Source organism: Pseudomonas sp. BJP69, from assembly GCF_007633355.1.
Taxonomy (GTDB): domain Bacteria; phylum Pseudomonadota; class Gammaproteobacteria; order Pseudomonadales; family Pseudomonadaceae; genus Aquipseudomonas; species Aquipseudomonas juntendi.
The window spans coordinates 1,584,123-1,606,248 of the sequence record NZ_CP041933.1 but is presented as its reverse complement, the minus strand read 5'-3'; the positions used below and the strand labels follow the sequence as shown (position 1 = coordinate 1,606,248).

Below are 22,126 nucleotides of genomic sequence, written 5' to 3'. Positions count from 1 at the left end.
TTGTATGGGACCGTTTGTAACTGTACCAGAGCAACAAAAGCCATTCGACGTTGGTAGTAATTTGGTACGGCCGTACCGGCAGAAGGCTCTGGCGCAGGCCTTACAGCTTGCCTGGCATGCCGCTGAACGCACGGACCGATGGATTGTTACAGATTCTGTTAAAAGACTTTATCAAAACACCCCCTGTTTCGGCCCGGGTGGCGGCCATAAAATTCACTTCGCCAGCAACGGCAAGGCGATTAACAACTGGTAACAGCCCCCACGAAGGCGCACGTTGATCTCCCTTTATCTGGTTAGTTGAAACTTGATGTACACGCGGCGCCACAAGCGCCGCGCGCCCCCTCACGACCTTAGACAGGTATATTTGAAATGAAAGCTTTACTGGTATTGGTACTGGGTAGTCTTTGCGGCGCGGCACTGGCCGATGAAGCCAAAGATGCCGAGCAGATTCCGGTTGAACAATACAGTTACTCTCAGCACCTGGACATCGCCCGCGTCATTTCCATGAGCGAAGTGCCCAATGTGTGCGAAGTCGTGCCAGCGCGCATGACCTACGAGGACTCCCAAGGGCAGAAGCATATCCTCGAATACCGCGTGATGGGGAACGGCTGCTCTAACGGGTGAAGATCTTGAATCGGGGCCCTGCGGGGCCCCTTCGCGACACAATACCTGTAACTTTAAAGCAGTGCCAAAGTTGTTGCCCGCCCCTAATCGCCCGACTTGTTAAGTGAATAATCTCTCAACTTGTTGGCAATGGTGGTATGTGAAACACCCAATCTTTTTCCCAGTGCCCGGCTACTGGAAAACTCGCCCATCAAACTTTCCAGCACCGCTTTTTCAAAGCGCCCGACGATCTGCGAAAGATCCCCTTCCAGCGAAAAATCACCCAGCGGTTGGCGCACGCCATAATCCGGCAAACGAATATGCTCGCTCTTGACCACGCCGCCTTCGCATAATGAAACCGCCTGGAACAAAACGTTCTCCAACTGCCTTACATTACCCGGCCAATGATACTGCCCAAGTTTGTCCATGGCTGCCGGCGCCAAACGTGGCAAGGCGCAGCCGATCTGCCGGCTGGCCTGATCAATAAAATGCTGCACCAGCCCTTCCAGGCCATCCATGCACTCGCGCAAAGGCGGAATGTGCAGCGACAATACGTTGAGGCGGTGATACAAGTCCTGGCGGAATTCACCACGGGCACACAATTCGGACAAGTCCACCTGGGTGGCGCAGATCACCCGTACATCCAGGTATACCTCTTCATCGCTGCCGACCCGGCGGAAGCACCCGTCCTGCAGGAAGCGCAGCAGCTTGACCTGCAGGCGCGGGCTCATCTCCCCCACCCCGTCAAGGAACAAGGTGCCCCCCGCAGTCAGTTCCAGTAACCCAAGCTTGCCCTCGGCCCGCGCCCCTTCGAATGCCCCCGGGCCATAGCCGAACAGCTCGGTCTCGGCCATCGACTCTGGCAACCCGGCACAGTTGAGTGCCATCAATGGCGACTGCCCGCGCGGGCTGGCCAGGTGGCACGCCCGCGCCAGCAGCTCCTTGCCGGTGCCGGTCTCGCCCTCGATCAGCAACGGCGCATCCAGCGGCGCCATGCGCCGCGCTTCACGCACCACGGCTGCCATCACCCGCGAACTCTGGAAGATGCTGTCGAACCCCCGCAACTCCTGCTTGCGCACGTTGTAGATGCGCTCGCCAATGCGGTCGGCACGGTGCAGGGTAAGCACGGCACCAGCAAGCGCCTCGCTCTCGTCATGCTCGGACTGCAGCGGCGCGATATCGGCCAGGAACACATCACCCTTGACCTGGATGCGCAGGCCGTTGATACGCGACTTGTTGGCCCGCACCAGCTCCGGCAAGTCGAAATCTTCGACGTAGCGGGCCAATGGCATGCCCGGCACCTCGTCCACGCGTACCCCCAACAGCTGCGCTGCGGCACGGTTGGCCGCAACGATGCTGCCGCCCATGTCTACCGACAGCACCGGGAAGTCCAGGGCCCCCAGTAGCGCATTCAGCTCCATGTGCCGGCGCTCGCTGGGCATCAGCCCCACGCGCTTTACGCCGAACACCCCGGCAATGGCCTCGAACTTCGGGCGCAGGGCCTGGAACTGCAAATTGACCAGGTTCGGGCAGTGCAGGTAGATGGCGTTGCCATGGTCACCCCCCACCTCGCCGCGCAGCACGTTGATGCCGTACCCGACCAGCAGGTTGAGGATGTCCCGCAGGATGCCAATGCGATTCTGGCAGTGCACTTTGATACGCATGAGGGCTCTCGCAACGCCGATGTTTTTCAACACAGCGCAGAAAATTCGTAAAGATAAGCTGACAAAAACCGAACAAACGCCAGCCGAATACGGCGTATTTTCCGCGCTCTCGTGAAATTTGTAAAATTTTCGTTACGATCTTCACCCCGTGAGGGATTTCAACGCAGCCAGGCCCCCGTGCAAAGCGGTGAGCAAAAGCCTAATGCTTGGGTATGTGCCGTACATAACAAGAAAGCCCTCACCAGGAGAGCCCTATGAAACAGACGCACTACGTGGCCCGCGAGCCCGATGCGCATGGTTTTATCGATTATCCCCAGCAAGAGCACGCTGTGTGGAATACCCTGATCACTCGCCAGCTGAAGGTGATCGAAGGCCGCGCGTGCCAGGAATACCTCGACGGTATCGAGCAACTCAACCTACCCCATGAGCGCATTCCGCAGCTGGGTGAAATCAACAAGGTGCTGGGCGCCACCACCGGTTGGCAGGTGGCTCGGGTACCTGCCCTGATCCCTTTCCAGACCTTTTTCGAGCTGCTGGCCAGCAAGCGCTTCCCGGTCGCGACCTTCATTCGCACTCCGCAGGAGTTGGACTACCTGCAGGAACCAGACATCTTCCACGAGATCTTTGGCCACTGCCCGCTGCTGACCAACCCCTGGTTCGCTGAATTCACCCACACCTATGGCAAGCTGGGCCTGGCCGCGACCAAGGAACAACGGGTGTACCTGGCCCGCCTGTACTGGATGACCATCGAATTCGGCCTGATGGAAACCGCCCAAGGCTGCAAAATCTACGGTGGCGGCATTCTTTCATCGCCCAAAGAGACCGTATATTGCTTGTCTGGTGAACCCGAGCACCAGGCCTTCGACCCCGTCGAAGCCATGCGTACACCGTACCGCATCGACATCCTGCAGCCCCTGTACTTCGTGCTGCCGAACATGAAGCGCCTGTTCGACCTGGCCCACGAGGACATCATGGGCATGGTCCACACCGCCATGCAGCTGGGCCTGCATGCGCCTAAATTTCCACCCAAGGTTGCTGCCTGAGCGACCTTGCCGATAACAACTCGAAGCGGAAACTATTCCATGAATGCCTTGAACCAAGCCCACTGCGAAGCCTGCCGCGCCGACGCGCCGAAAGTCACCGACGAAGAGCTGGCAGAACTGATTCGCGAGATCCCGGACTGGAACATCGAAGTACGTGACGGCCATATGGAGCTGGAGCGCGTCTTCCTGTTCAAGAACTTCAAGCACGCCTTGGCGTTCACCAATGCCGTTGGCGAAATCGCCGAAGCCGAAGGCCACCACCCTGGGCTGCTGACTGAGTGGGGCAAGGTGACCGTGACCTGGTGGAGCCACTCGATCAAGGGCCTGCACCGCAACGACTTCATCATGTGTGCGCGCACCGACAAGGTGGCGGAATCGGCTGAAGGCCGCAAGTAAAGCCGCGGCTGCCCCTCTGACACCGGCAAGGCCGCTGCCCTGCGCCCACCCCTGCCTGGCGGGCGAACGCGCCACAAAGCCGCCGTTTTTCGGCCAGATGTTGTGCGCTGTTCGCCCGCAAACCCGACCGGCGAGCGGGAAAAAAACCAAACTGTCATCCAGACTTGTGTATCCTGCCCCAGCTTTGCAAAGCTTCAAACGCGCCTGGCGCAGACTTTTCACTCACACTTGCGAGGAACGACGAGATGCATGAGATCCCGAATCTTCCCTTCCCAAGCCTGAACCCAGAAGAGCCAACCGTGACCGCCCACGCCGAACCGGCAGCTGCCGTCGAGCAGGATGGTGACGATCAATCCAGCGCTGACCAGGACTAACTGCGCATCCCCGACTGTGTGAAAACGGCTGACCTGCGGGCCACCCCCGTCAGCACGTTTTCACACCGTCCAGAACCCATGTAGGCCCTCATGCCCGACTCACCCCGCCCCCTTGCGGTCACCCTGCAAGTCGTCTCCATCGTTCTGTTCACCTTCATTGGCTACCTGAACATCGGCATTCCGCTGGCCGTACTGCCCGGCTACGTACACAACGACCTGGGTTTCAGTACCGTCGTCGCCGGCCTGGTGATCAGCGTGCAGTACCTGGCGACCCTGCTCAGCCGCCCTGCCGCCAGCCGCATCATCGACAACCATGGCAGCAAGAAAGCCGTGATCTACGGCCTTGCCGGCTGCGGCATCAGCGGCGTGTTCATGCTGGCCTGCGCCTTCCTGACCCACCTGCCCGGGTGGAGCCTGGCCTGCCTGCTGGCTGGCCGACTGGTGCTGGGCAGCGCCGAAAGCCTGGTGGGTTCGGGCTCGATAGGCTGGGGCATCGGCCGGGTCGGGGCTGCCAACACGGCCAAAGTGATTTCCTGGAACGGCATTGCCAGCTACGGCGCCCTGGCCATCGGCGCGCCGCTGGGCGTACTGATGGTCAAGGGCCTTGGGCTGTGGAGCATGGGCCTGAGCATCATCCTGCTGTGCGCGGTAGGCCTGCTGCTGGCCTGGCCCAAACAGGCTGCGCCCATCGTCCATGGCGTGCGCCTGCCGTTCCTGAGCGTGCTGGGCAAAGTCTTCCCGCATGGCTCGGGGCTGGCCCTGGGCTCGATCGGCTTTGGCACCATCGCCACCTTCATCACCCTGTATTACGCCAGCCAGGGCTGGGCCAACGCCGCACTGACACTGAGCCTGTTCGGTGCCAGCTTCATCAGTGCTCGCCTGCTGTTCGGCAACCTGATCAACCGGATTGGCGGGTTTCGCGTGGCCATTGCCTGCCTGGCGGTAGAAACGCTGGGGCTGCTGATGCTGTGGTTGGCGCCCAGCGCAGAGCTGGCGCTAGCAGGGGCAGCACTGAGCGGGTTTGGCTTTTCGCTGGTATTCCCGGCGCTGGGCGTTGAGGCAGTGAACCAGGTCTCGGCGGCCAACCGCGGGGCGGCGGTGGGGGCGTATTCGCTGTTCATCGACTTGTCGCTGGGGGTAACCGGGCCTCTGGTGGGCGCAGTGGCGGCCGGGTTCGGGTTTGCCTCGATGTTTCTGTTTGCCGCCGCCGCTGCGGCCTGTGGGTTGCTGCTGAGCCTGTATCTGTATCGGCAGGCTCAACAGGCCCGGGCGCGGTAAAACGAAGCCGCGCTGGGCTGCAAGGCAGCCCGCGCCGCTGAAGGTCAGCGCTGAGCGTACTGCAACACCACTTCCAGCGGGTGGCGCATCTGGCGTTCGGTCATGCGCTTGACTTGGCTGCGGCACGAGTACCCGGTAGCCAAAGGTTCGCCCTCCTTGTCCAGCTTGGTGGCCCAGCTTTGCTCGAAGATGGTCCGCGAGGTTTCCTGGTTGCGCGCCTCATGCCCGTAGGTACCGGACATACCGCAGCAACCAGTGGCCTCGGTCACCAGCTTCAGCCCCAAACGGGCAAACACCTGCTCCCATTGGCGGGTACTGGCCGGCACGTTGGTCTTCTCGGTGCAGTGCGCCATCAGGCGGAAGTTGCCCGGCGCGGTCGGTGCCTGTTCGGGCAGCACATTCATCAGCCATTCCTGCGGCAGCAGCACCTGCGGGCAACCGTCCATGCCCGGCACCTTCTGATACTCCTGGCGGTACACCAGGGTCATGGCCGGGTCCAGGCCCACCAGCGGCACGCCGCAATCGGCCAGGGCCTTGAGCTGGCTGGCATTGCGGATCGCCGCCTTGGCGAATGCACCGAGGAACCCCTGCACATGCAGCGGCTTGCCGTTGGCGCTATATGGCGCCAGGAACACCCGGTGGCCCAGGCGGTTGGCCAGGTCGATGAACGCCGAAAGCAACGGCGTTTCGAAGTAACGGGTGAAGGCATCCTGCACCAGCACGATGCTGCGCTCGCGCTGGGCCGGGGTCAGTTCGCGCAGCGCCGGCACCGTGGCCACGCCAACCCGGCAGCGGGTCAGGGTGGCCTGGAAGTTGAAGCGGCTGATCAAAGGGCTGTCGACCATGCCGACCTTTTCGGCCAGCAGCCTGCTCACCCATTTCGACCCCATTACCGCGTTGTACAGCCCCGGTGCGTGTGCCAGGTAGGGGATGGTGAACTCCAGCGAGCCGATCAGGTAGTCGCGCAGCGGGCGCTGATAACGGCCGTGGTACAGCTCGAGAAAGCGCGAGCGGAAGTCCGGCACGTTGACCTTGATCGGGCACTGCCCAGCGCAGGACTTGCACGCCAGGCAGCCGGCCATGGCGTCATACACCTCATGGGAGAAGTCGGCCTGGCCCTGGTTGCGTGCGCGGTTGTTGCGCAGGCGCGCCGGCAGGCCCTTGAGCCACGAGACCTTGTTACGCGCCGCAGCCAGCACGTCGATGTTCGCTTCGCCCTGCAGGCGCAGCCATTCGCGCATCAGCGAGGCACGGCCCTTGGGCGAGTGCTGGCGCTCACGGGTGGCTTTCCATGAGGGGCACATGGCGTCGTTGGGGTCGTAGTTGTAGCAGGCACCGTTGCCGTTGCAGTGCACGGCGCTGCCGAAGTCTTGCCAGACCCGTTCGTCGATGCTGCGGTCCAGGTCGCCGCGCAGGGTCACGCCATCGACCTTGGTCAGGCCTTCGGCGCTGTCGGGCGGCGTGCAGATCTTGCCCGGGTTCAGCTGGTTATGCGGGTCGAAGGCGCCCTTCAGGCGCTGCAGTGCTGGGTACAGTTCGCCGAAATACTCCGGCACGTACTCCGAACGTAGGCCCTTGCCATGCTCGCCCCACAACAGGCCGCCATAGCGTTTGGTCAGTGCCGCCACCGCATCGGAAATCGGCTTGACCAGCGCGGCCTGGGCCGGGTCTTTCATGTCCAGCGCGGGGCGTACGTGCAGCACGCCGGCATCCACGTGGCCGAACATGCCGTAGGCCAGGCCGTAACCATCGAGCAAGGCCCGGAAATCGGCGATGTAGTCGGCCAGTTGCTCCGGCGGCACCGCGGTGTCCTCGACGAAAGGTTGCGGGCGCACCTCGCCCTCGACGTTACCCAGCAGGCCCACCGAGCGCTTGCGCATGGTGTAGACACGGGTGACGGCCTCGGAACCCTCGGCCAGCGTGTGGCCCAGGCGCTCGACACTGGTGTCGCTCTGCAGGTGCTGGAGGAACGCCTGCACCTTGGCATTGACCTGCGCTGGCTCGTCCCCGCAGAACTCCACCAGGTTGATGCCCAGGGTCGGCCGCTCGGGGTCGGCCGGGAAGTATTCGGCAACGCTGTGCCAGACGATATCCTTCATCGCCAGCATGAGCACCTTGGAGTCCACGGTTTCGATGGACAGCGGCTTGTGCGCCATCAGCGCGTTGGCGTCGCGCAGGGCATCCATGAAGCTGGTGTAGCGCACATTGACCAGTACCGCGTACTTGGGGATCGGCAGCACATTGAGCTTGGCTTCGACCACATACCCAAGCGAGCCCTCGGCACCGCACAGCACGCTATTGAGGTTGAAACGGCCCTGTTCGTCGCGCAGGTGCGCCAGGTCGTAGCCGGTCAGGCAGCGGTTGAGCTTGGGGAAGGTGCGCTCGATCAGGTCGCCCTGGGTTTGCTGGATGTCCCGCGCCATGCGGTACACCTCGCCCACCCGGCCAGGCGCGGCACAGGCCTGCTCCAGCGCGGCCTCATCGATCGGCAGGCTGTGCAGGCGCTCGCCACCGAGCAGCACGCTGTGCAACTCCAGTACGTGGTCGCGGGTTTTGCCATAAGTACAGCTGCCCTGGCCGCTGGCGTCGGTGTTGATCATGCCGCCGACGGTGGCGCGGTTGGACGTGGACAGCTCAGGGGCGAAGAACAGCCCGTACGGCTTGAGCGCAGCATTGAGCTGGTCCTTCACGGTGCCGGCCTGCACCCGCACCCAGCGCTCCTCGACATTGATTTCGAGGATGTTGTTCATGTGCCGCGACAGGTCGACGACGATACCATCGGTCAGCGACTGGCCGTTGGTGCCGGTGCCCCCGCCGCGCGGGGTGAGCTTGACGTGCCGAAAGCGTGCTTCGGCCATCAGCGTGGCCACGCGCGCCACATCGTCGGCATCCAGCGGGAACACCGCAGCCTGCGGCAGGCGCTGATAGATCGAGTTGTCGGTGGCCAACACCGTGCGGGTCGCGTAGTCGGCGCTGATCTGGCCACGGAAGCCGCTGTTGCGCAGGGCTTCGAGGAATTCTGGGTAGTTGGCGCTGGGTGCAACGGTTGGCAGCTGGGCGATCATCGAAGGATGGCCTCTTGATATTGGCTATTCACGGGATTCCTGTCGCCCCGGCATGGGTCAAACCAGGCGGGGGTGACGTATAAGCCAATGTTCCTGTAGTTTGCGCTCAGGGGCAAACGGATAATCCTGCCGCTATCAATGACTTTTATGAATGAATTACCGCCACCTGACTCCGTCCATGTCGCTGCTGCTGGCATTCGAGGCCGCCGCCCGGCATGAAAGCTACACCCGCGCCGCTGCCGAACTGTCACTGACCCAGAGCGCGGTCAGCCGGCAGGTGCAGGCACTGGAACAACAATTGGGCCTGACCCTGTTCCGCCGTGAAGGGCGCCAGGTGCAGCTGACCGATGTCGGCCGGCTGTACCAGGGCGAGCTCAGCGAGGCGCTGGGGCGCATCCGCAGCGCCACCCTGCAAGCGTTGGCTTACCAGTCCGGGGTCGGCACCTTGCGCCTGGCCACCCTGCCCACCTTCGGCTCCAAATGGCTGTTGCCGCGCTTGCATGCGTTCTACAGCGCGCACCCAGGCATGCTGGTGCACATTCATTCACGCATCGAAGCCATCAATTTCGAAACCAGCGAGATCGATGCCGCCATTGGCGTGGCCAGCCACGACCTGCCCGGGCTGGTCTGCCATCGCCTGCATGCCGAGGAACTGGTGGTGATCGTACCGCCGCAGGCCAGCGCCGACCGCCAGGGCTGGAGCCACGCCAGCATCAGCGAAGAGGTGCTGCTGAACGTGGCCAACAACCCGCATGCCTGGGGCGAGTGGTTTTCCCACCATGGCCTGCCGCACCGGGCGATGCGCCTGGGGCCGAGTTTCGAGCTCACCTCGCACCTGATCCAGGCCGTGCGCGCCGGGATCGGCATCGGGCTGGTACCGCGCATTCTCGTGGAAGAAGAACTGGCCAAGGGTGAACTGCACAGCCCCGGAACAGCTTTTGCCAGCCAGCGCAGTTACTACCTGATCTACCCGCCGAGGAATGAGGCATTACCGTCGTTGCGGGCGTTCAGGGGGTGGTTGCTGGAGCAGATCTGAGTCCTGCCTCGACCGCATAGGCCCCAAGCCCTGTGCAGTACCTGTGGGAGATTCTATGGTTTCTGGCAAGGGTAGCCGCTGCATCTTCAGTGCCTGTGAGATCGAGCGCCGCCCGCGCGGCGCGATCGCGAGCTGCGCTCGCTCCTACGTTTGTTTCGGGCCAGTAACGCCTGTGACAGGCACGCGCGGCCGCCTTGTTTGTACGGCGCGATATTGAGGCATGCGCCAAGGCGTTCGCGCGCGAATCCCACAGGAATAATTGGCCCGAAACAAACGTAGGAGCGAGCGCAGCTCGCGATGCGCCGCGCGGGCGGCGCTCGCTCTAACAGGCGCTGCATATCTTCTGACAAACACCTGTCAGCCCTGATGCGATCCCTGTGGGAGATTCCATGGTTCCTGGCAAGGGTAGCCGCTGCATCTTCAGTGCCTGTGAGATCGAGCGCCGCCCGCGCGGCGCATCGCGAGCTGCGCTCGCTCCTACGTTTGTTTCGGGCCAGTAACGCCTGTGACAGGCGCGCGCGGCCGCCTTGTTTGTACGGCGCGATATTGAGGCATGCGCCAAGGCGTTCGCGCGCGAATCCCACAGGAATAATTGGCCCGAAACAAACGTAGGAGCGAGCGCAGCTCGCGATTGCGCCGCGCGGGCGGCGCTCGCTCTAACAGGCGCTGCATATCTTCTGACAAACACCTGTCAGCCCTGATGCGATCCCTGTGGGAGATTCTATGGTTCCTGGCAAGGGTAGCCGGAGCATCTTCAGCGCCTGTGAGATCGAGCGCCGCCCGCGCGGCGCATCGCGAGCTGCGCTCGCTCCTACGTTTGTTTCGGGCCAGTAACCCCTGTTCCAGATGCGCGCGGCCGCTTTGTTCGTACGACGCGACTTTGAGGCATGCACCAAGGCGTTCGCGCGCTAATCCCACAGGAATAATTGGCCCGAAACAAACGTAGGAGCGAGCGCAGCTCGCGATGCGCCGCGCGGGCGGCGCTCGCTCTAACAGGCGCTGCATACCTTGTGGCAAACACCTGTCAGCCCTGATGCGATCCCTGTGGGAGCTGGCTTGAACTGGCCTAATGATTTTGGACATCTTCATCGGGCGCTATGATGGCGCCCAATTGGAGGCAAAATCAGTGCGTAAATCTTACTCAAGAGAATACAAAGTCCAAGCTGCCGAAATGGTGCTGGACGGTGGCCAGTCAGTCCCCGAAGTCTGCGCGGCCCTTGGGCTTGGGCCTACGGCGTTGCGTCGTTGGGTTGAGCAGGTGCGTGAAGAGCGAGCCGGCAAGGTTCCAGCTGGAGCCAAAGCGATCACTCCCGAGCAGCAACGAATTGAAGAACTCGAAGCGCTGGTTCGGCAAAAAGATCGGGATATCGAAATCCTAAAAAAGGCCAGTGCTCTTCTGCTTCGGGACTCCAAAGATCGTTCTCGCTGATCAACGAGCTGAGTGAGCAATACCCTGTTATCGACTGCTGCCGCGTGCTTGGGGTCAAGCGCAGCAGCTTCTACGCGTGGCGCAAACGCCAAGGGCGTGAAAACCCGGCCAGGGATGCTCTGCGTCTGCTTGCGGTTAAGCACTTCAACGCGTCACGAAGTGCCTCTGGCTCGCGAACGCTGGTGCAGGAATTGCGGCGTGAGGGCCATGAAGTCGGGCGATTCAAGGTGCGCGCGTTGATGCGAGAAGCTGGCCTGAAATGCAAGCAGCGCAGGCCGCACCGGTATCGGTCATCGGGCGCGGAAGCACTGATCGCGGAGAATCAGCTGAAGCGTAATTTCAAAGTTTCGACAATCAATGAGGTTTGGTGTGGCGATGTGACTTACATTCAGGTTGGCAGGCGCTGGTTGTACCTGGCCGCCGTGATTGATCTTTATGCCCGCCGAGTAGTGGGTTGGGCGTTCTCGATGATTGCAGATGCCAATTTGGCTTGTAACGCCTTGCGCATGGCAGCTGAGTCGCGAGGTAGGCCAGCGGGTGTAATGTTTCATTCAGACCAGGGCTGTCAGTACGCCAGCCATAAATTCAGAGCCACGCTCGATGAGTACAACTTGAACCAGAGCATGAGCCATCGAGGCCAATGCTGGGATAACGCTGCCATGGAGCGGTTCTTCGGAGCGTTGAAGTCAGAGTGGATGCCCGCAGGGGGCTACGAGACCGAAGCGCAGGCACGAGTAGATATCCAGGCTTATCTGATGCGCTACAACCTCAAGCGTCTCCACAGCTACAACGGCTATGAAACGCCGGTAGCCATGGAGGAAAAGCTCAAGATAGCGGTATGAACCTTAACCGGTGTCCAAAATTACTTGACCAGTTCAGCTTGCCGGCGATAGGGCCCAAACAGGCAATAAAAAACCCGAAGCCAGTCCCCCGGCTTCGGGTTTCTCTATTTCCTGCAGACCCTTACTTGGCTACGGTTCCAGCAACCCCACCGGTATTCAGCCGCCGACGTGGCTTGACCATGTACACCACGAACATCGCAAACAGCCAGATCGGGATCGCGTACACCGACACCTGAATGCCTGGAATCATCAGCATGATGCCGAGAATCAGCACCACGAAGGCCAGCACCACATAGTTGCCATAGGGGTACCACAGCGCCTTGAACAGCGGCTTCTGGCCGCTACGGTCAAGGTGCTGGCGGAATTTCAGGTGCGAATAACTGATCATCGCCCAGTTGATCACCAGGGTAGCCACCACCAGCGACATCAGCAGTTCCAGGGCATTTTGCGGCATCAGGTAGTTGAGCAGCACGGCCACGAAGGTCACCGCTGCCGACACCAGAATCGAGCGCACCGGCACGCCGCGTTTGTCGACCTTGGCCAGCGCTGCCGGGGCATCGCCCTGCTCCGCCATGCCCAGCAGCATGCGGGCATTGCAGTAGGTGCCGCTGTTGTACACCGACAGCGCGGCCGTCAGCACCACGAAATTCAGCAGGTTGGCGGCCACGTCACTGCCCAGCAGCGAAAACACCTGCACGAATGGGCTGCTGCCATAACTGCCGCCCGAGGCGTCGATGCTGGCCACCAGGTTGTCCCACGGGGTCAGCGACAGCAGCACCACCAACGCACCCACGTAGAAGATCAGGATACGGTAGATGACCTGGTTGATCGCCTTGGGGATCACGGTCTTGGGCTTGTCGGCCTCGGCAGCGGTGAACCCGAGCATTTCCAGGCCACCGAACGAGAACATGATGAAGGCCAGGGCCATGACCAGGCCGCTGACGCCATTGGGGAAGAACCCGCCGTGCGACCACAGGTTGGCGACGGTGGCCTCCGGGCCGCCGCTGCCGCTGGTCAGCAGGTAGGCGCCCAGTCCGATCATGCTGACGATGGCGACCACCTTGATGATGGCGAACCAGAATTCGGCTTCACCGAAGAACTTCACGTTCATCAGGTTGATGGCGTTGATCAGCACGAAGAAGGCGGCTGCGGTAACCCAGGTCGGGATTTCCGGCCACCAGTAGTGGACATACTTGCCAACCGCCGACAGCTCCGACATGCCCACCAGGATGTACAGCACCCAGCAGTTCCAGCCAGACAGGAAACCGGCGAAGCCGCCCCAGTAGGTGTGGGCAAAATGGCTGAATGAGCCGGCCACCGGCTCCTCGACGATCATCTCGCCAAGCTGGCGCATGATCATGAAGGCGATGAAGCCGCAGATGGCGTAACCGAGGATCATCGACGGGCCGGCGGATTTCATCACGCCTGCCGAGCCGAGGAACAGGCCGGTACCAATTGCGCCGCCAAGGGCGATCAACTGGATGTGACGGTTCTTCAGGCCCCGCTTGAGCTCGCCTGAATGCATGTTTTGTCCACTCATGAACGAAGTCACCTGCATTGTTTTTATCTGTGACGGAATCGGACCCACCGCGCTCGTGGCGCAGCGGAATGGGCAAGGTGGTTACCTTGGGTTTCTCGACCTCAGGTGCCGCCGGGGCGGGTCAACCAGGCGTGATCAAGAGTGCGCGGTACGCAAGGGGGTCACAGGTAAAACGCGGCGCACTGTATACCCCTGCAAACGCGCAGGCGTCAACGCGTTGCATCCTTTCCTCGGGAAAAAACGCAGCGATCCTGTGGTATGGGCCTTCAAAGGCGGAGTGATCGGCGTACATGGCGCCTCCATTTGTTGTTTTGTCAGCCAGGCGCTGTGAACCGGCTGTTGCACACGGCAATAGCGGCTATAACACCGTGGGCAAGGGGGTTTGGGCAAGGGTGGTGGGGATTGGCGCGGGGGGCTTGCAGCGTTGGCAGCGGCAAGTTTTTTTGACAGGCCGGGGCGTATCCCGAAACACGAACGGAAATCGGCTGACTTTGTACACCTTTCTTTACAGGCTGGTTCGCGGACTTGCCAGTCGTCCGAAAAATTCTTTTGCTTCAGTGCCTTGGGGCTGCTTTGCGGCCCTTCGCGGGCACGCCCGCTCCCACATCTTGAGTGGGAGCGGGCGTGCCCGCGAAGGGCCGCAAAGCGGCCCCAAATTACTTAATTGGGCCACTCAGCCACGCGGTTTGCCACGGCCACGGCCGGCAGGCTTGTCACCTTCAGGCTTGGCTGGGCGCTTGCGCATTTCGCTTGGGCGCTCGGCCACGGCGCTGCCGCGGTTGCCTTTGCGTGGCGCTTCTTCACGCGGCTGGCGTGCCGGGCGCTCGCCAGCGGCAGCACCTTCGTGGGCCGGGCGCAGGTTGCGCACGCGCTCGCCACGGCCCAGCGGGCGGGACGATTTGCGCTGCAGTCGCTCCATCTTGTCCTTGGCCTTGAGGTTCAAGGCAGGCAGCGCAACCGGCTGCAAGCCGACTTCAGCGGCCAGGATGTCGATTTCGCCCTGGGACATTTCCCGCCAGCGGCCCATCGGCAGGTCGGAGTTGAGGAACACCGGGCCGAAGCGCACGCGCTTCAGGCGGCTGACCACCATGCCCTGGGATTCCCACAGGCGACGCACCTCGCGGTTACGGCCTTCCATCACCACGCAGTGGTACCAGTGGTTGAAACCTTCGCCACCGGGTGCCTTCTGGATGTCGGTGAACTTGGCCGGGCCGTCTTCGAGCATTACACCGGCCTTCAGGCGCTCGATCATCTCGTCATCGACTTCACCACGCACACGCACCGCGTACTCGCGGTCCATCTCGTAGGACGGGTGCATCAGGCGGTTGGCCAGTTCACCGTCGGTGGTGAACAGCAGCAGGCCGGTGGTGTTGATGTCGAGTCGGCCAATGTTGATCCAACGGCCTTCTTTTGGCCGCGGCAGGCGATCGAACACGGTCGGGCGGCCTTCCGGGTCGTCACGGGTGCAGATCTCGCCATCGGGTTTGTTGTACATGATCACCCGGCGGGTGGCCTCGGCGGCCTCCTCGCGCTTGATCAGCTTGCCGTCAACGGCAATGGCATCGTGCAGGTCGACGCGTTGGCCGAGGGTAGCCGCGACGCCGTTGACCTTGATCCGGCCCTGGCTGATCCAGGCCTCGACGTCACGGCGCGAGCCCACGCCGATGCGGGCCAGCACTTTTTGCAGTTTTTCGCCGGACGGCGGGGTAATTGCGGTGTCTTGCAGGTCTTGCTCACTCATCTGGGCACCTCCCGGTGTAGGAATGACAAAGGGTTTCTGGCGACGAATGCGCCAAAAGGCCGCGCATCATACGCGGTTCGGTGGGGGAACGCACTGCAGGTTAGAAGGTTTTGCGGGGGCAGCGAGAGGTTTCTGCCTAACGGTGAGGTGCTTGCCGGGCGGGGCCGCTACAGGCAACCGCACGATCAGGGCTGCAGCTTGCCCTCTTCTTCCACCGCGGCCTCAGGTGCTTGCCCACGCAAATCGTCAAAGTCGGTCTTCAGCCCTTCTTCCATGGCATCCAGCTCCACCAGCAAGCTGCGGAAGCTGGTTTCCTCCTTCGGCTCGTCAACCGCGTCCTGCTCGCCCAGGCTGGCATCAGCCAGGGCCTGCAGGTGCGCCGGTACCGGTGCATCATCCGGGTCGAGCAGCGGCTCAGGCTGCAGCTCGCGCAACTCGGCCAACGCCGGCAACTGCTCCAGGCTCTTGAGGTTGAAGTGGTCCAGGAACGCCTTGGTGGTGGCGAACATCGCCGGCCGGCCGGGCACCTCGCGGTAGCCCACCACGCGTATCCACTCGCGCTCCATCAGGGTCTTGATGATATTGCTGTTCACCGCCACCCCGCGCACATCCTCGATCTCGCCACGGGTGATCGGCTGGCGATAGGCGATCAACGCCAGGGTTTCCAGCAAGGCACGCGAATAGCGCTGCGGGCGCTCTTCCCACAAGCGGCCGACCCAAGGGGCGTAGGCTTCGCGAATTTGCAGGCGGTAGCCGCTGGCCACCTCCGTGAGCTCGAAAGCGCGGCCGTTGCACGACTTGCCCAGCACCTCCAGCGCCTGCCTGAAAACCTTGGGTTCGGGGCGCTCGGCTTCCTCGAACAACTCGAACAGACGCTCCAGTGATTGCGGTTTGCCCGACGCCAGCAGGAAGGCTTCGATCAGCGACGCCAGGTCGCGAGGTTCATTCAGGTTCATCGGGTTCTTCAACAAGCGCCGGGCGAAGCCGCACGTGGATGGCGGCGAAGGGTTCATTCTGCACCAGTTCGATCAGCGCTTCCTTCACCAGTTCGAGAATCGCCATGAAGGTGACCACTACCCCCAGCTTGCCCTCGTCGTGCCCGAACAGCTCGACGAACGGCACGAAAGCACCGCCCTTGAGGCGCTCCAGCACCTGGCTCATGCGCTCGCGGGTGGACAGCGTTTCACGGCTGATCTGGTGGCTCTCGAACAGGTCGTTGCGCCGCATCACCTCGGCCATGGACACCAGCAGCTCTTCCAGGCTGACCTGCGGCAACAGCTTGCGCACCTTGGCCTGCGGCGCATCCAGGCGCGGCACCCGCACCTCACGGCCAACCCGTGGCAACGCGTCGATGCCTTCGGCTGCGGCCTTGAAACGCTCGTACTCCTGCAGCCGGCGGATCAACTCGGCGCGCGGGTCACCCTCCTCTTCCTCGGCCTCAGCCGAGCGCGGCAGCAGCATGCGCGACTTGATCTCGGCAAGCATGGCCGCCATTACCAGGTATTCGGCGGCCAGTTCCAGGCGCACGCTTTTCATCAGCTCCACATAGCCCATGTACTGGCGGGTGATTTCAGCCACGGGGATGTCGAGGATGTCGATGTTCTGCTTGCGGATCAGGTACAGCAACAGGTCCAGCGGCCCTTCGAAGGCTTCCAGGATGACTTCCAGGGCGTCTGGCGGGATGTACAGGTCCAGCGGCATCTCGGTCAGGGCTTCGCCGTAGACCAAGGCCAGTTGCAACTGCCGCGGCTCGTCGACCTGCGTGGCCGGCGCCTCGGGCGCTTGCAGCTGGCTCACGCGCTGGCCATGAACGGCGCAGGGTCGCCGCAGCCTTCTCGAATCAGCTCAGGTTCGTCGCCGGAAAGGTCGATGATGGTCGACGCCTTGAGGTCACCGTAGCCGCCATCGATCACCAGGTCGACATGGTGCTCCAGGCGCTCACGAATTTCGTAAGGGTCGGTCATCGGCTCGTTATCGCCAGGCAGGATCAGGCTCACGCTCATCAGCGGCTCGCCCAGCTCAGCCAGCAACGCCAGGGTAATGGCGTGGTCTGGTACCCGCAGGCCGATGGTGCGGCGTTTTTCGTGCAGCAGCAGGCGGGGCACTTCGCGGGTGCCGTTGAGGATGAAGGTGTACGGCCCAGGCACGTGCGCCTTGAGCAGGCGGAAGGTGCCGGTATCGACCTTGGCATACAACCCCAGCTGCGACATGTCGCAGCACATCAGGGTGAAGTTGTGGGTCTTGTCCAGGCCGCGCAGGCGCCGGACGCGCTCGATGGCCGCCTTGTCGCCGATCTGGCAACCCAACGCATAGGCCGAATCGGTGGGGTACACCACCACGCCCCCCTTGCGGATGATCTCTACCGCCTGGCGGATCAGCCGCGGCTGGGGGTTCTCCGGATGAATCTGGAAAAATTGGCTCACGTAGTCGTCCTGTTCATACCGTAATAGGCTGTTCATGGCTGAATCGGCGCCACAAAGGCGGCAGGTCCTCGGGCAAAGGCCGGTAGGCACCGATCTCGCCCCAGGTGCCGGGGCCGTGGAAGTCACTGCCAGCGCTTGCCAGCAGGCCGAACTCACGGGTAAGGATGGACAGGGTGCCCACCTGCTCGGCAGGCATCATCCCGTTGACCACTTCAAGCGCCTGCCCACCTGCCTGAATATAGTCGGCAATCAGCCGCCTGCGCTTGCTGCGGGTCAGGTCGTAGTGCATGGGATGCGCCAGGCTTACCCAGGCTTTGGACTGGCGCAGCGTGGCAACGGTTTCATCAAGGGTGGGCCAATGCTGCTTGACGTCGCCCAGCTTGCCCGCCCCCAGCCACTTGCGAAACGCCTCGCCGCGGTCCTTGACGTGCCCGGCACGCACCAGGTATTCGGCAAAGTGCGGGCGCGCCGGTGCGTTGCCGCTGTCGCCCAGCTCGTGCTGCACGGCGCGGGCGCCGTCGAGGGTGCCTGGCATGCCCTTGGCGGCCAACCGCTTGTCGATTTCTTCGGCGCGCAGCCAGCGGCCGCGGTGCAACGCTTCGATCGCCGCCAGCAATGGCGGCGCATCAAGCGGGAAGTCGTAGCCCAGCACGTGAATGGTGGCGCCCCCCCAGGTGCACGAAAGCTCGACCCCGCTGACCCAGCGCATGCCCCGCTCAACGCAGGCCAGGCGCGCTTCGGGCAGGCCTTCGAGGGTGTCATGGTCGGTCAGGGCCAGCGTTTGCACCCCGTGCTCATGGGCCCGGGCGACCAGCGCCGTGGGCGACAGGGCGCCGTCGGAGGCCGTGCTGTGACAGTGCAGATCAACATTCATGGAGGAGCGCTTTCGCTGGAATCGATGTTTGTTATTATGCCGTCACATCCCGATTCTGGCTGCCATTGTGAAACAATTCATCGATTTCATCCCGCTGTTGCTGTTCTTCATCGTGTACAAGCTGGACCCACGCCCGCTTGAAGTCGCTGGCCACAGCTTCGAATTCGGTGGCATCTACAGTGCCACGGCCATGCTGATCGTCAGCTCGCTGGTGGTGTACGGCGCGCTGTTCCTGCGCCAGCGCAAGCTGGAAAAGGGCCAGTGGCTGACCCTGGTGGCCTGCCTGGTGTTCGGCGGCCTGACCCTGACCTTCCACAGCGAAACCTTCCTCAAGTGGAAGGCGCCGGTGGTCAACTGGCTGTTCGCCCTGGGCTTTGCCGGCAGCCACTTCATCGGTGACCGGGTGCTGATCAAACGCATCATGGGCCACGCCCTCACCCTCCCGGATGCCATCTGGACGCGCTTGAACCTGGCCTGGATCGCGTTCTTCCTGTTCTGTGGTGCGGCCAACCTGTTCGTCGCCTTCACCTTCCAGGACTTCTGGGTGGACTTCAAGGTGTTCGGCAGCCTGGGCATGACCGTGATCTTCCTGGTGGCGCAAGGCGTGTACCTGTCGCGCCACCTGCACGACGACCCTTCTACCTCCAAACCCAAGGATTGACATGCTCTACGCCATCATTGCCAGCGACGTCGCGAACTCCCTGGAAAAGCGCCTTGCTGCCCGCCCGGCGCACATCGAACGCCTGCAGCAGCTCAAGGCCGAAGGCCGCGTGGTGCTGGCCGGTCCACACCCGGCCATCGACAGCAACGACCCGGGCGACGCCGGCTTCAGCGGCAGCCTGATCGTCGCCGAGTTTGCCTCGCTGGCCGAAGCCCAGGCCTGGGCCGATGCCGACCCGTACATTGCCGCAGGGGTGTACGACAAGGTCGTGGTCAAGCCGTTCAAGCAAGTGCTGCCTTGACCTGACCGCTCCATGCCCGCGAAGTGGCCAGGCGATAGCTGCCGTTATACGCAAGCCATCAGTCTGCGGTATCTTTGCCACTGGCGGGCCGCAGAGCCGCCGTCAATGGTGGAATCGAGTGAGTCATGAGCGAGCTGTTACTGATTGATGATGACCAGGAACTGTGCGAGCTGCTGTGCAGCTGGCTGACCCAGGAAGGGTTTTCCGTACGTGCCTGCCACGACGGGCAGAGTGCACGCCAGGCCTTGGCCGAGCATGCACCTGCGGCCGTGGTGCTGGATGTCATGTTGCCCGACGGCAGCGGCCTGGAGTTGCTCAAACAACTGCGCAGCGAGCACGCCGAACTGCCGGTGCTGATGCTGTCGGCCCGTGGCGAGCCGCTTGACCGTATTCTTGGCCTGGAACTGGGTGCCGACGATTACCTGGCCAAACCGTGCGACCCACGCGAGCTTACCGCGCGCCTGCGTGCAGTACTGCGCCGCAGCCACCCCGTTGCCGCCACCAGCCAGCTGGAGCTGGGCGACCTGGTCTATAGCCCAGCCCGCGGCGTGGCCAGCATCGATGGCCGGGAAATGACCCTGACCTTGTCCGAAAGCCGCATACTTGAAGCGCTGCTGCGCCAGCCTGGCGAGCCGCTGGACAAACAGGAACTGGCGCAGATCGGCCTGGGCCGCAAGCTCACCCTCTACGACCGCAGCCTGGACATGCACGTCAGCAACCTGCGCAAGAAGATCGGCCCGCATGCCGATGGCCGGCCACGCATCGTCGCCCTGCGCAGCCGCGGCTATTACTACTGCCTGTGAGCAGCTGCAAGCTGCAAGCTGCAAGAAAGAGCAGAATCGCGATCGGCTTCACTTGTAGCTTTAAGCTTGTAGCTTGTAGCTTGTAGCTTGCCGCTTGCCGCTTGCCGCTTGCAGCTGTTCTTTACCCAGCCTTTACCATCCACTGACTGCGCTTGACGGTGATCTCCCTAGACTGTGCTCATCCGGTAACCACCGGCCTATGAAAGGAGAGACACCATGCGCAAGACCCTTATCGCCCTGATGTTCGCCGCCGCCCTGCCGACCGTAGCCATGGCCATGCCTGACGGCGGCCCACGTCACGACGGCCCGCATCACCGCGGTGAAGCGGCCTTCCAGCAACTGGACCTGAGCCGTGACCAGCGCCAGCAGATCGGCAAGCTGATGGGCGAGCAAATGCAGCAGCGCCGAGACATTACCGAGCGTTACCTGGCCAAACTGCCGGCTGCCGACCAGAAAGCCATGAAGGACGAACTGCAAGCCAGCCGCGCCAAGACCGACACCGCCGTGCGCAACCTGCTCAAGCCAGACCAGCAGAAGAAGTTCGACGAACTGCAAAAGGAACGCGCTGCCAAGAAAGCCGAGTGGCAGGAGTTCCAGGCCTGGAAAGCTGAAAAAGCCAAAAAGGCCCAGTAAGCTGTCAGCCCGATGCCCGGCTCGCCCCAGCGCGAGCCGGGCTTTTTCTGTTTTAGGAGGTGCTCTTGCGTTCACTGTTCTGGCGCATCCTGGCCAGCTTCTGGTTGGCCATCACCCTGGTTGCAGGCCTGTCGATCTTGCTTGGGCACATGCTCAACCAGGACGCCTGGATCCTCAGCCGCCACCCCGGCCTGAACACGCTGGCCAGCCAGTGGGCCAGGCACTACGAGCAGGAGGGCGTGAATGCCGCGCAGCAGTTCCTGGAACAACGCAAGGACCGCTACAAGATCGACGTGCAGGTGCTCGATGACAGTGGTGACGCGGTGGTGCCCGGCACGTTCCCGCGCCGGGCAGCAGCCTTCGAGGCACGCCAGCACAACGACCAGCGCCGCCTGCCATGGCGCCGGCTGACCGAGGAATACACCAGCCCCGACACCGGCCAGACCTACCTGCTGATCTACCGCATCCCCCACCCGGCGCTGGATGAGTGGCACCGGGACAGCCTGATGTGGCCACTCAGCGCACTGGGCATCGCCCTGGTGGTGTTGACCCTGTTCAGCCTGCTGGTCACGCTGTCCATCACGCGCCCGTTGAGCCGCCTGCGCAGCGCTGTGCACGACCTGGGCCAGAGTACCTATCAGCAGAACAGCCTGGCGCGCCTGGCAGCCCGGCGTGACGAATTCGGCGTGCTGGCCAACGACTTCAACAAAATGGGTGCGCGCCTGCAAAGCACCCTCGCCAGCCAGCGCCAATTGCTGCGCGACGTGTCCCACGAACTGCGCTCACCGTTGGCCAGGCTGCGCATTGCCCTGGCCTTGGCCGAACGCGCCGAGCCCGAACAGCGCCAGGCCCTGTGGCCGCGCCTGACCCGCGAGTGCGACCGGCTGGAAGACCTGATCAGCGAAATACTCACCCTGGCCCGCGTGGATGCCGAACAGGCCCACGCCGAAGCGGTGGACCTCAATGCCTTGCTGGGCAGTGTGCGCAAGGACGCCCTGCTCGGCGCGCCCGACCAGGACGTGCGCCTGGAGGCGCAACCGGGGCTGGTCTTGCAAGGTTGGCCGACACTGATCGAGCGGGCCGTGGACAACCTGCTGCGCAACGCCCTGCGCTTCAACCCGGCAGGCCAGCCCATTGAAGTCAGTGCCGTGCGTGATCAGGCGCGGGTGGTGATCTGTGTGCGCGACCATGGCCCGGGTGCAGCCCCGGAGCACCTCGCCCAGCTGGGTGAGCCGTTCTTCCGCGCACCGGGGCAGGAGGCCCCAGGGCACGGCCTGGGGTTGGCGATTGCGCGCAAGGCGGCGGAGCGGCATGGCGGCAGCCTGGTACTGCACAACCACCCGCAGGGCGGCTTTGTCGCCCGGCTTGAACTGCCTGTGCAAACCGCTTCAGCGTAAGGCTGCCAGGGCCGTGTACGTTC

Annotated in this window: 22 protein-coding genes; 14 read left to right on the top strand and 8 right to left on the bottom strand. The window is 62.8% G+C overall.

Going from position 1 to position 22,126, the window contains the following annotated elements:
* Nucleotides 1-369: 369 nt before the first annotated feature.
* Nucleotides 370-624: a DUF2790 domain-containing protein gene (locus FPB55_RS07470; protein ID WP_009681490.1), complete on the top strand. Its 255-nt coding sequence runs from the start codon at nt 370-372 to the stop codon at nt 622-624.
* An 83-nt stretch (nt 625-707) separates the two neighbouring features.
* Here FPB55_RS07470 and FPB55_RS07465 read toward each other — a convergent pair whose 3' ends face one another.
* The gene (locus tag FPB55_RS07465; protein WP_144187901.1) at nt 708-2,267 is read right to left on the bottom strand and encodes a sigma-54-dependent transcriptional regulator; all 1,560 of its coding nucleotides are present in this window, start codon (nt 2,265-2,267) and stop codon (nt 708-710) included.
* A 254-nt stretch (nt 2,268-2,521) separates the two neighbouring features.
* On the opposite strand from FPB55_RS07465, the gene phhA reads away from it, so the two are divergent.
* The 4 genes from phhA to FPB55_RS07450 all read left to right on the top strand — a co-directional run bounded on the left by phhA (nt 2,522) and on the right by FPB55_RS07450 (nt 5,358).
* On the top strand, nt 2,522-3,310 hold the full coding sequence (phhA, locus tag FPB55_RS07460; RefSeq protein ID WP_009681492.1) for a phenylalanine 4-monooxygenase: 789 nt from the start codon (nt 2,522-2,524) through the stop codon (nt 3,308-3,310).
* Nucleotides 3,311-3,349: 39 nt separating this feature from the next.
* Nucleotides 3,350-3,706: a 4a-hydroxytetrahydrobiopterin dehydratase gene (locus tag FPB55_RS07455; RefSeq protein ID WP_009681493.1), complete on the top strand. Its 357-nt coding sequence runs from the start codon at nt 3,350-3,352 to the stop codon at nt 3,704-3,706.
* A gap of 245 nt (nt 3,707-3,951) precedes the next feature.
* Nucleotides 3,952-4,080, top strand: a complete 129-nt coding sequence (locus FPB55_RS26825) for a hypothetical protein (RefSeq protein ID WP_009681494.1) — start codon at nt 3,952-3,954, stop codon at nt 4,078-4,080.
* 90 nt (nt 4,081-4,170) lie between these two features.
* Nucleotides 4,171-5,358: an MFS transporter gene (locus FPB55_RS07450; protein WP_054881938.1), complete on the top strand. Its 1,188-nt coding sequence runs from the start codon at nt 4,171-4,173 to the stop codon at nt 5,356-5,358.
* A 44-nt stretch (nt 5,359-5,402) separates the two neighbouring features.
* Here the strand turns inward: FPB55_RS07450 and FPB55_RS07445 are convergent, their stop codons facing one another.
* Nucleotides 5,403-8,423, bottom strand: coding sequence for an FAD-binding and (Fe-S)-binding domain-containing protein (locus FPB55_RS07445; RefSeq protein ID WP_009681496.1), 3,021 nt, complete (start codon nt 8,421-8,423; stop codon nt 5,403-5,405).
* 151 nt (nt 8,424-8,574) lie between these two features.
* Here FPB55_RS07445 and FPB55_RS07440 point away from each other — a divergent pair, with 151 nt between their 5' ends.
* The 3 genes from FPB55_RS07440 (at nt 8,575) to FPB55_RS07435 (ending at nt 11,730) form a co-directional block, all read left to right on the top strand.
* On the top strand, nt 8,575-9,459 hold the full coding sequence (locus FPB55_RS07440) for a LysR substrate-binding domain-containing protein (RefSeq protein WP_054881936.1): 885 nt from the start codon (nt 8,575-8,577) through the stop codon (nt 9,457-9,459).
* A gap of 1,069 nt (nt 9,460-10,528) precedes the next feature.
* Nucleotides 10,529-10,888 (top strand): transposase, encoded by a 360-nt coding sequence (locus FPB55_RS26505; RefSeq protein WP_009685034.1) that lies wholly within the window; start codon nt 10,529-10,531, stop codon nt 10,886-10,888.
* On the top strand, nt 10,885-11,730 hold the full coding sequence (locus FPB55_RS07435; protein ID WP_033690846.1) for an IS3 family transposase: 846 nt from the start codon (nt 10,885-10,887) through the stop codon (nt 11,728-11,730). The genes FPB55_RS26505 and FPB55_RS07435 overlap by 4 nt, the downstream gene beginning before the upstream one ends.
* Nucleotides 11,731-11,851: 121 nt before the next feature.
* On the opposite strand, the gene FPB55_RS07430 is transcribed toward FPB55_RS07435, so the two are convergent.
* On the bottom strand, nt 11,852-13,270 hold the full coding sequence (locus FPB55_RS07430) for an amino acid permease (protein WP_165944134.1): 1,419 nt from the start codon (nt 13,268-13,270) through the stop codon (nt 11,852-11,854).
* On the opposite strand from FPB55_RS07430, the gene FPB55_RS26185 reads away from it, so the two are divergent.
* The gene (locus FPB55_RS26185; protein WP_155273767.1) at nt 13,269-13,601 is read left to right on the top strand and encodes a hypothetical protein; all 333 of its coding nucleotides are present in this window, start codon (nt 13,269-13,271) and stop codon (nt 13,599-13,601) included. The genes FPB55_RS07430 and FPB55_RS26185 overlap by 2 nt on opposite strands.
* A 342-nt stretch (nt 13,602-13,943) precedes the next feature.
* Here FPB55_RS26185 and rluB read toward each other — a convergent pair whose 3' ends face one another.
* From rluB to FPB55_RS07405, 5 genes are all read right to left on the bottom strand, one after another.
* Entirely contained in the window at nt 13,944-15,011 is a 1,068-nt protein-coding gene (gene rluB / locus FPB55_RS07425) for a 23S rRNA pseudouridine(2605) synthase RluB (RefSeq protein ID WP_009683647.1), read from the bottom strand.
* A gap of 185 nt (nt 15,012-15,196) precedes the next feature.
* Nucleotides 15,197-15,967, bottom strand: a complete 771-nt coding sequence (gene scpB / locus FPB55_RS07420; RefSeq protein ID WP_009683648.1) for an SMC-Scp complex subunit ScpB — start codon at nt 15,965-15,967, stop codon at nt 15,197-15,199.
* Nucleotides 15,954-16,679, bottom strand: a complete 726-nt coding sequence (locus FPB55_RS07415) for a ScpA family protein (RefSeq protein WP_177433821.1) — start codon at nt 16,677-16,679, stop codon at nt 15,954-15,956. The genes scpB and FPB55_RS07415 overlap by 14 nt, the downstream gene beginning before the upstream one ends.
* 125 nt (nt 16,680-16,804) lie before the next feature.
* Nucleotides 16,805-17,434, bottom strand: coding sequence for an L-threonylcarbamoyladenylate synthase (locus FPB55_RS07410; protein ID WP_054881895.1), 630 nt, complete (start codon nt 17,432-17,434; stop codon nt 16,805-16,807).
* Nucleotides 17,435-17,447: 13 nt separating this feature from the next.
* On the bottom strand, nt 17,448-18,308 hold the full coding sequence (locus FPB55_RS07405; protein ID WP_029887819.1) for a PHP domain-containing protein: 861 nt from the start codon (nt 18,306-18,308) through the stop codon (nt 17,448-17,450).
* A gap of 67 nt (nt 18,309-18,375) precedes the next feature.
* On the opposite strand from FPB55_RS07405, the gene FPB55_RS07400 reads away from it, so the two are divergent.
* From FPB55_RS07400 to FPB55_RS07380, 5 genes are all read left to right on the top strand, one after another.
* A complete protein-coding gene (locus tag FPB55_RS07400; RefSeq protein WP_029887818.1) occupies nt 18,376-18,969 on the top strand; it encodes a septation protein A in 594 nt (197 codons plus the stop codon).
* Between the two features lies 1 nt (nt 18,970).
* Nucleotides 18,971-19,270, top strand: a complete 300-nt coding sequence (locus tag FPB55_RS07395) for a YciI family protein (protein ID WP_009683653.1) — start codon at nt 18,971-18,973, stop codon at nt 19,268-19,270.
* A gap of 125 nt (nt 19,271-19,395) precedes the next feature.
* Nucleotides 19,396-20,073 carry a response regulator transcription factor gene (locus tag FPB55_RS07390; RefSeq protein WP_029887817.1) on the top strand — a complete coding sequence of 226 codons (678 nt, stop codon included), beginning with the start codon at nt 19,396-19,398 and terminating at the stop codon, nt 20,071-20,073.
* 216 nt (nt 20,074-20,289) lie between these two features.
* A complete protein-coding gene (locus FPB55_RS07385; protein WP_009683655.1) occupies nt 20,290-20,706 on the top strand; it encodes a hypothetical protein in 417 nt (138 codons plus the stop codon).
* Between the two features lie 59 nt (nt 20,707-20,765).
* A complete protein-coding gene (locus FPB55_RS07380) occupies nt 20,766-22,103 on the top strand; it encodes a HAMP domain-containing sensor histidine kinase (RefSeq protein WP_054881892.1) in 1,338 nt (445 codons plus the stop codon).
* The last annotated feature ends 23 nt before the right edge of the window (nt 22,104-22,126 follow it).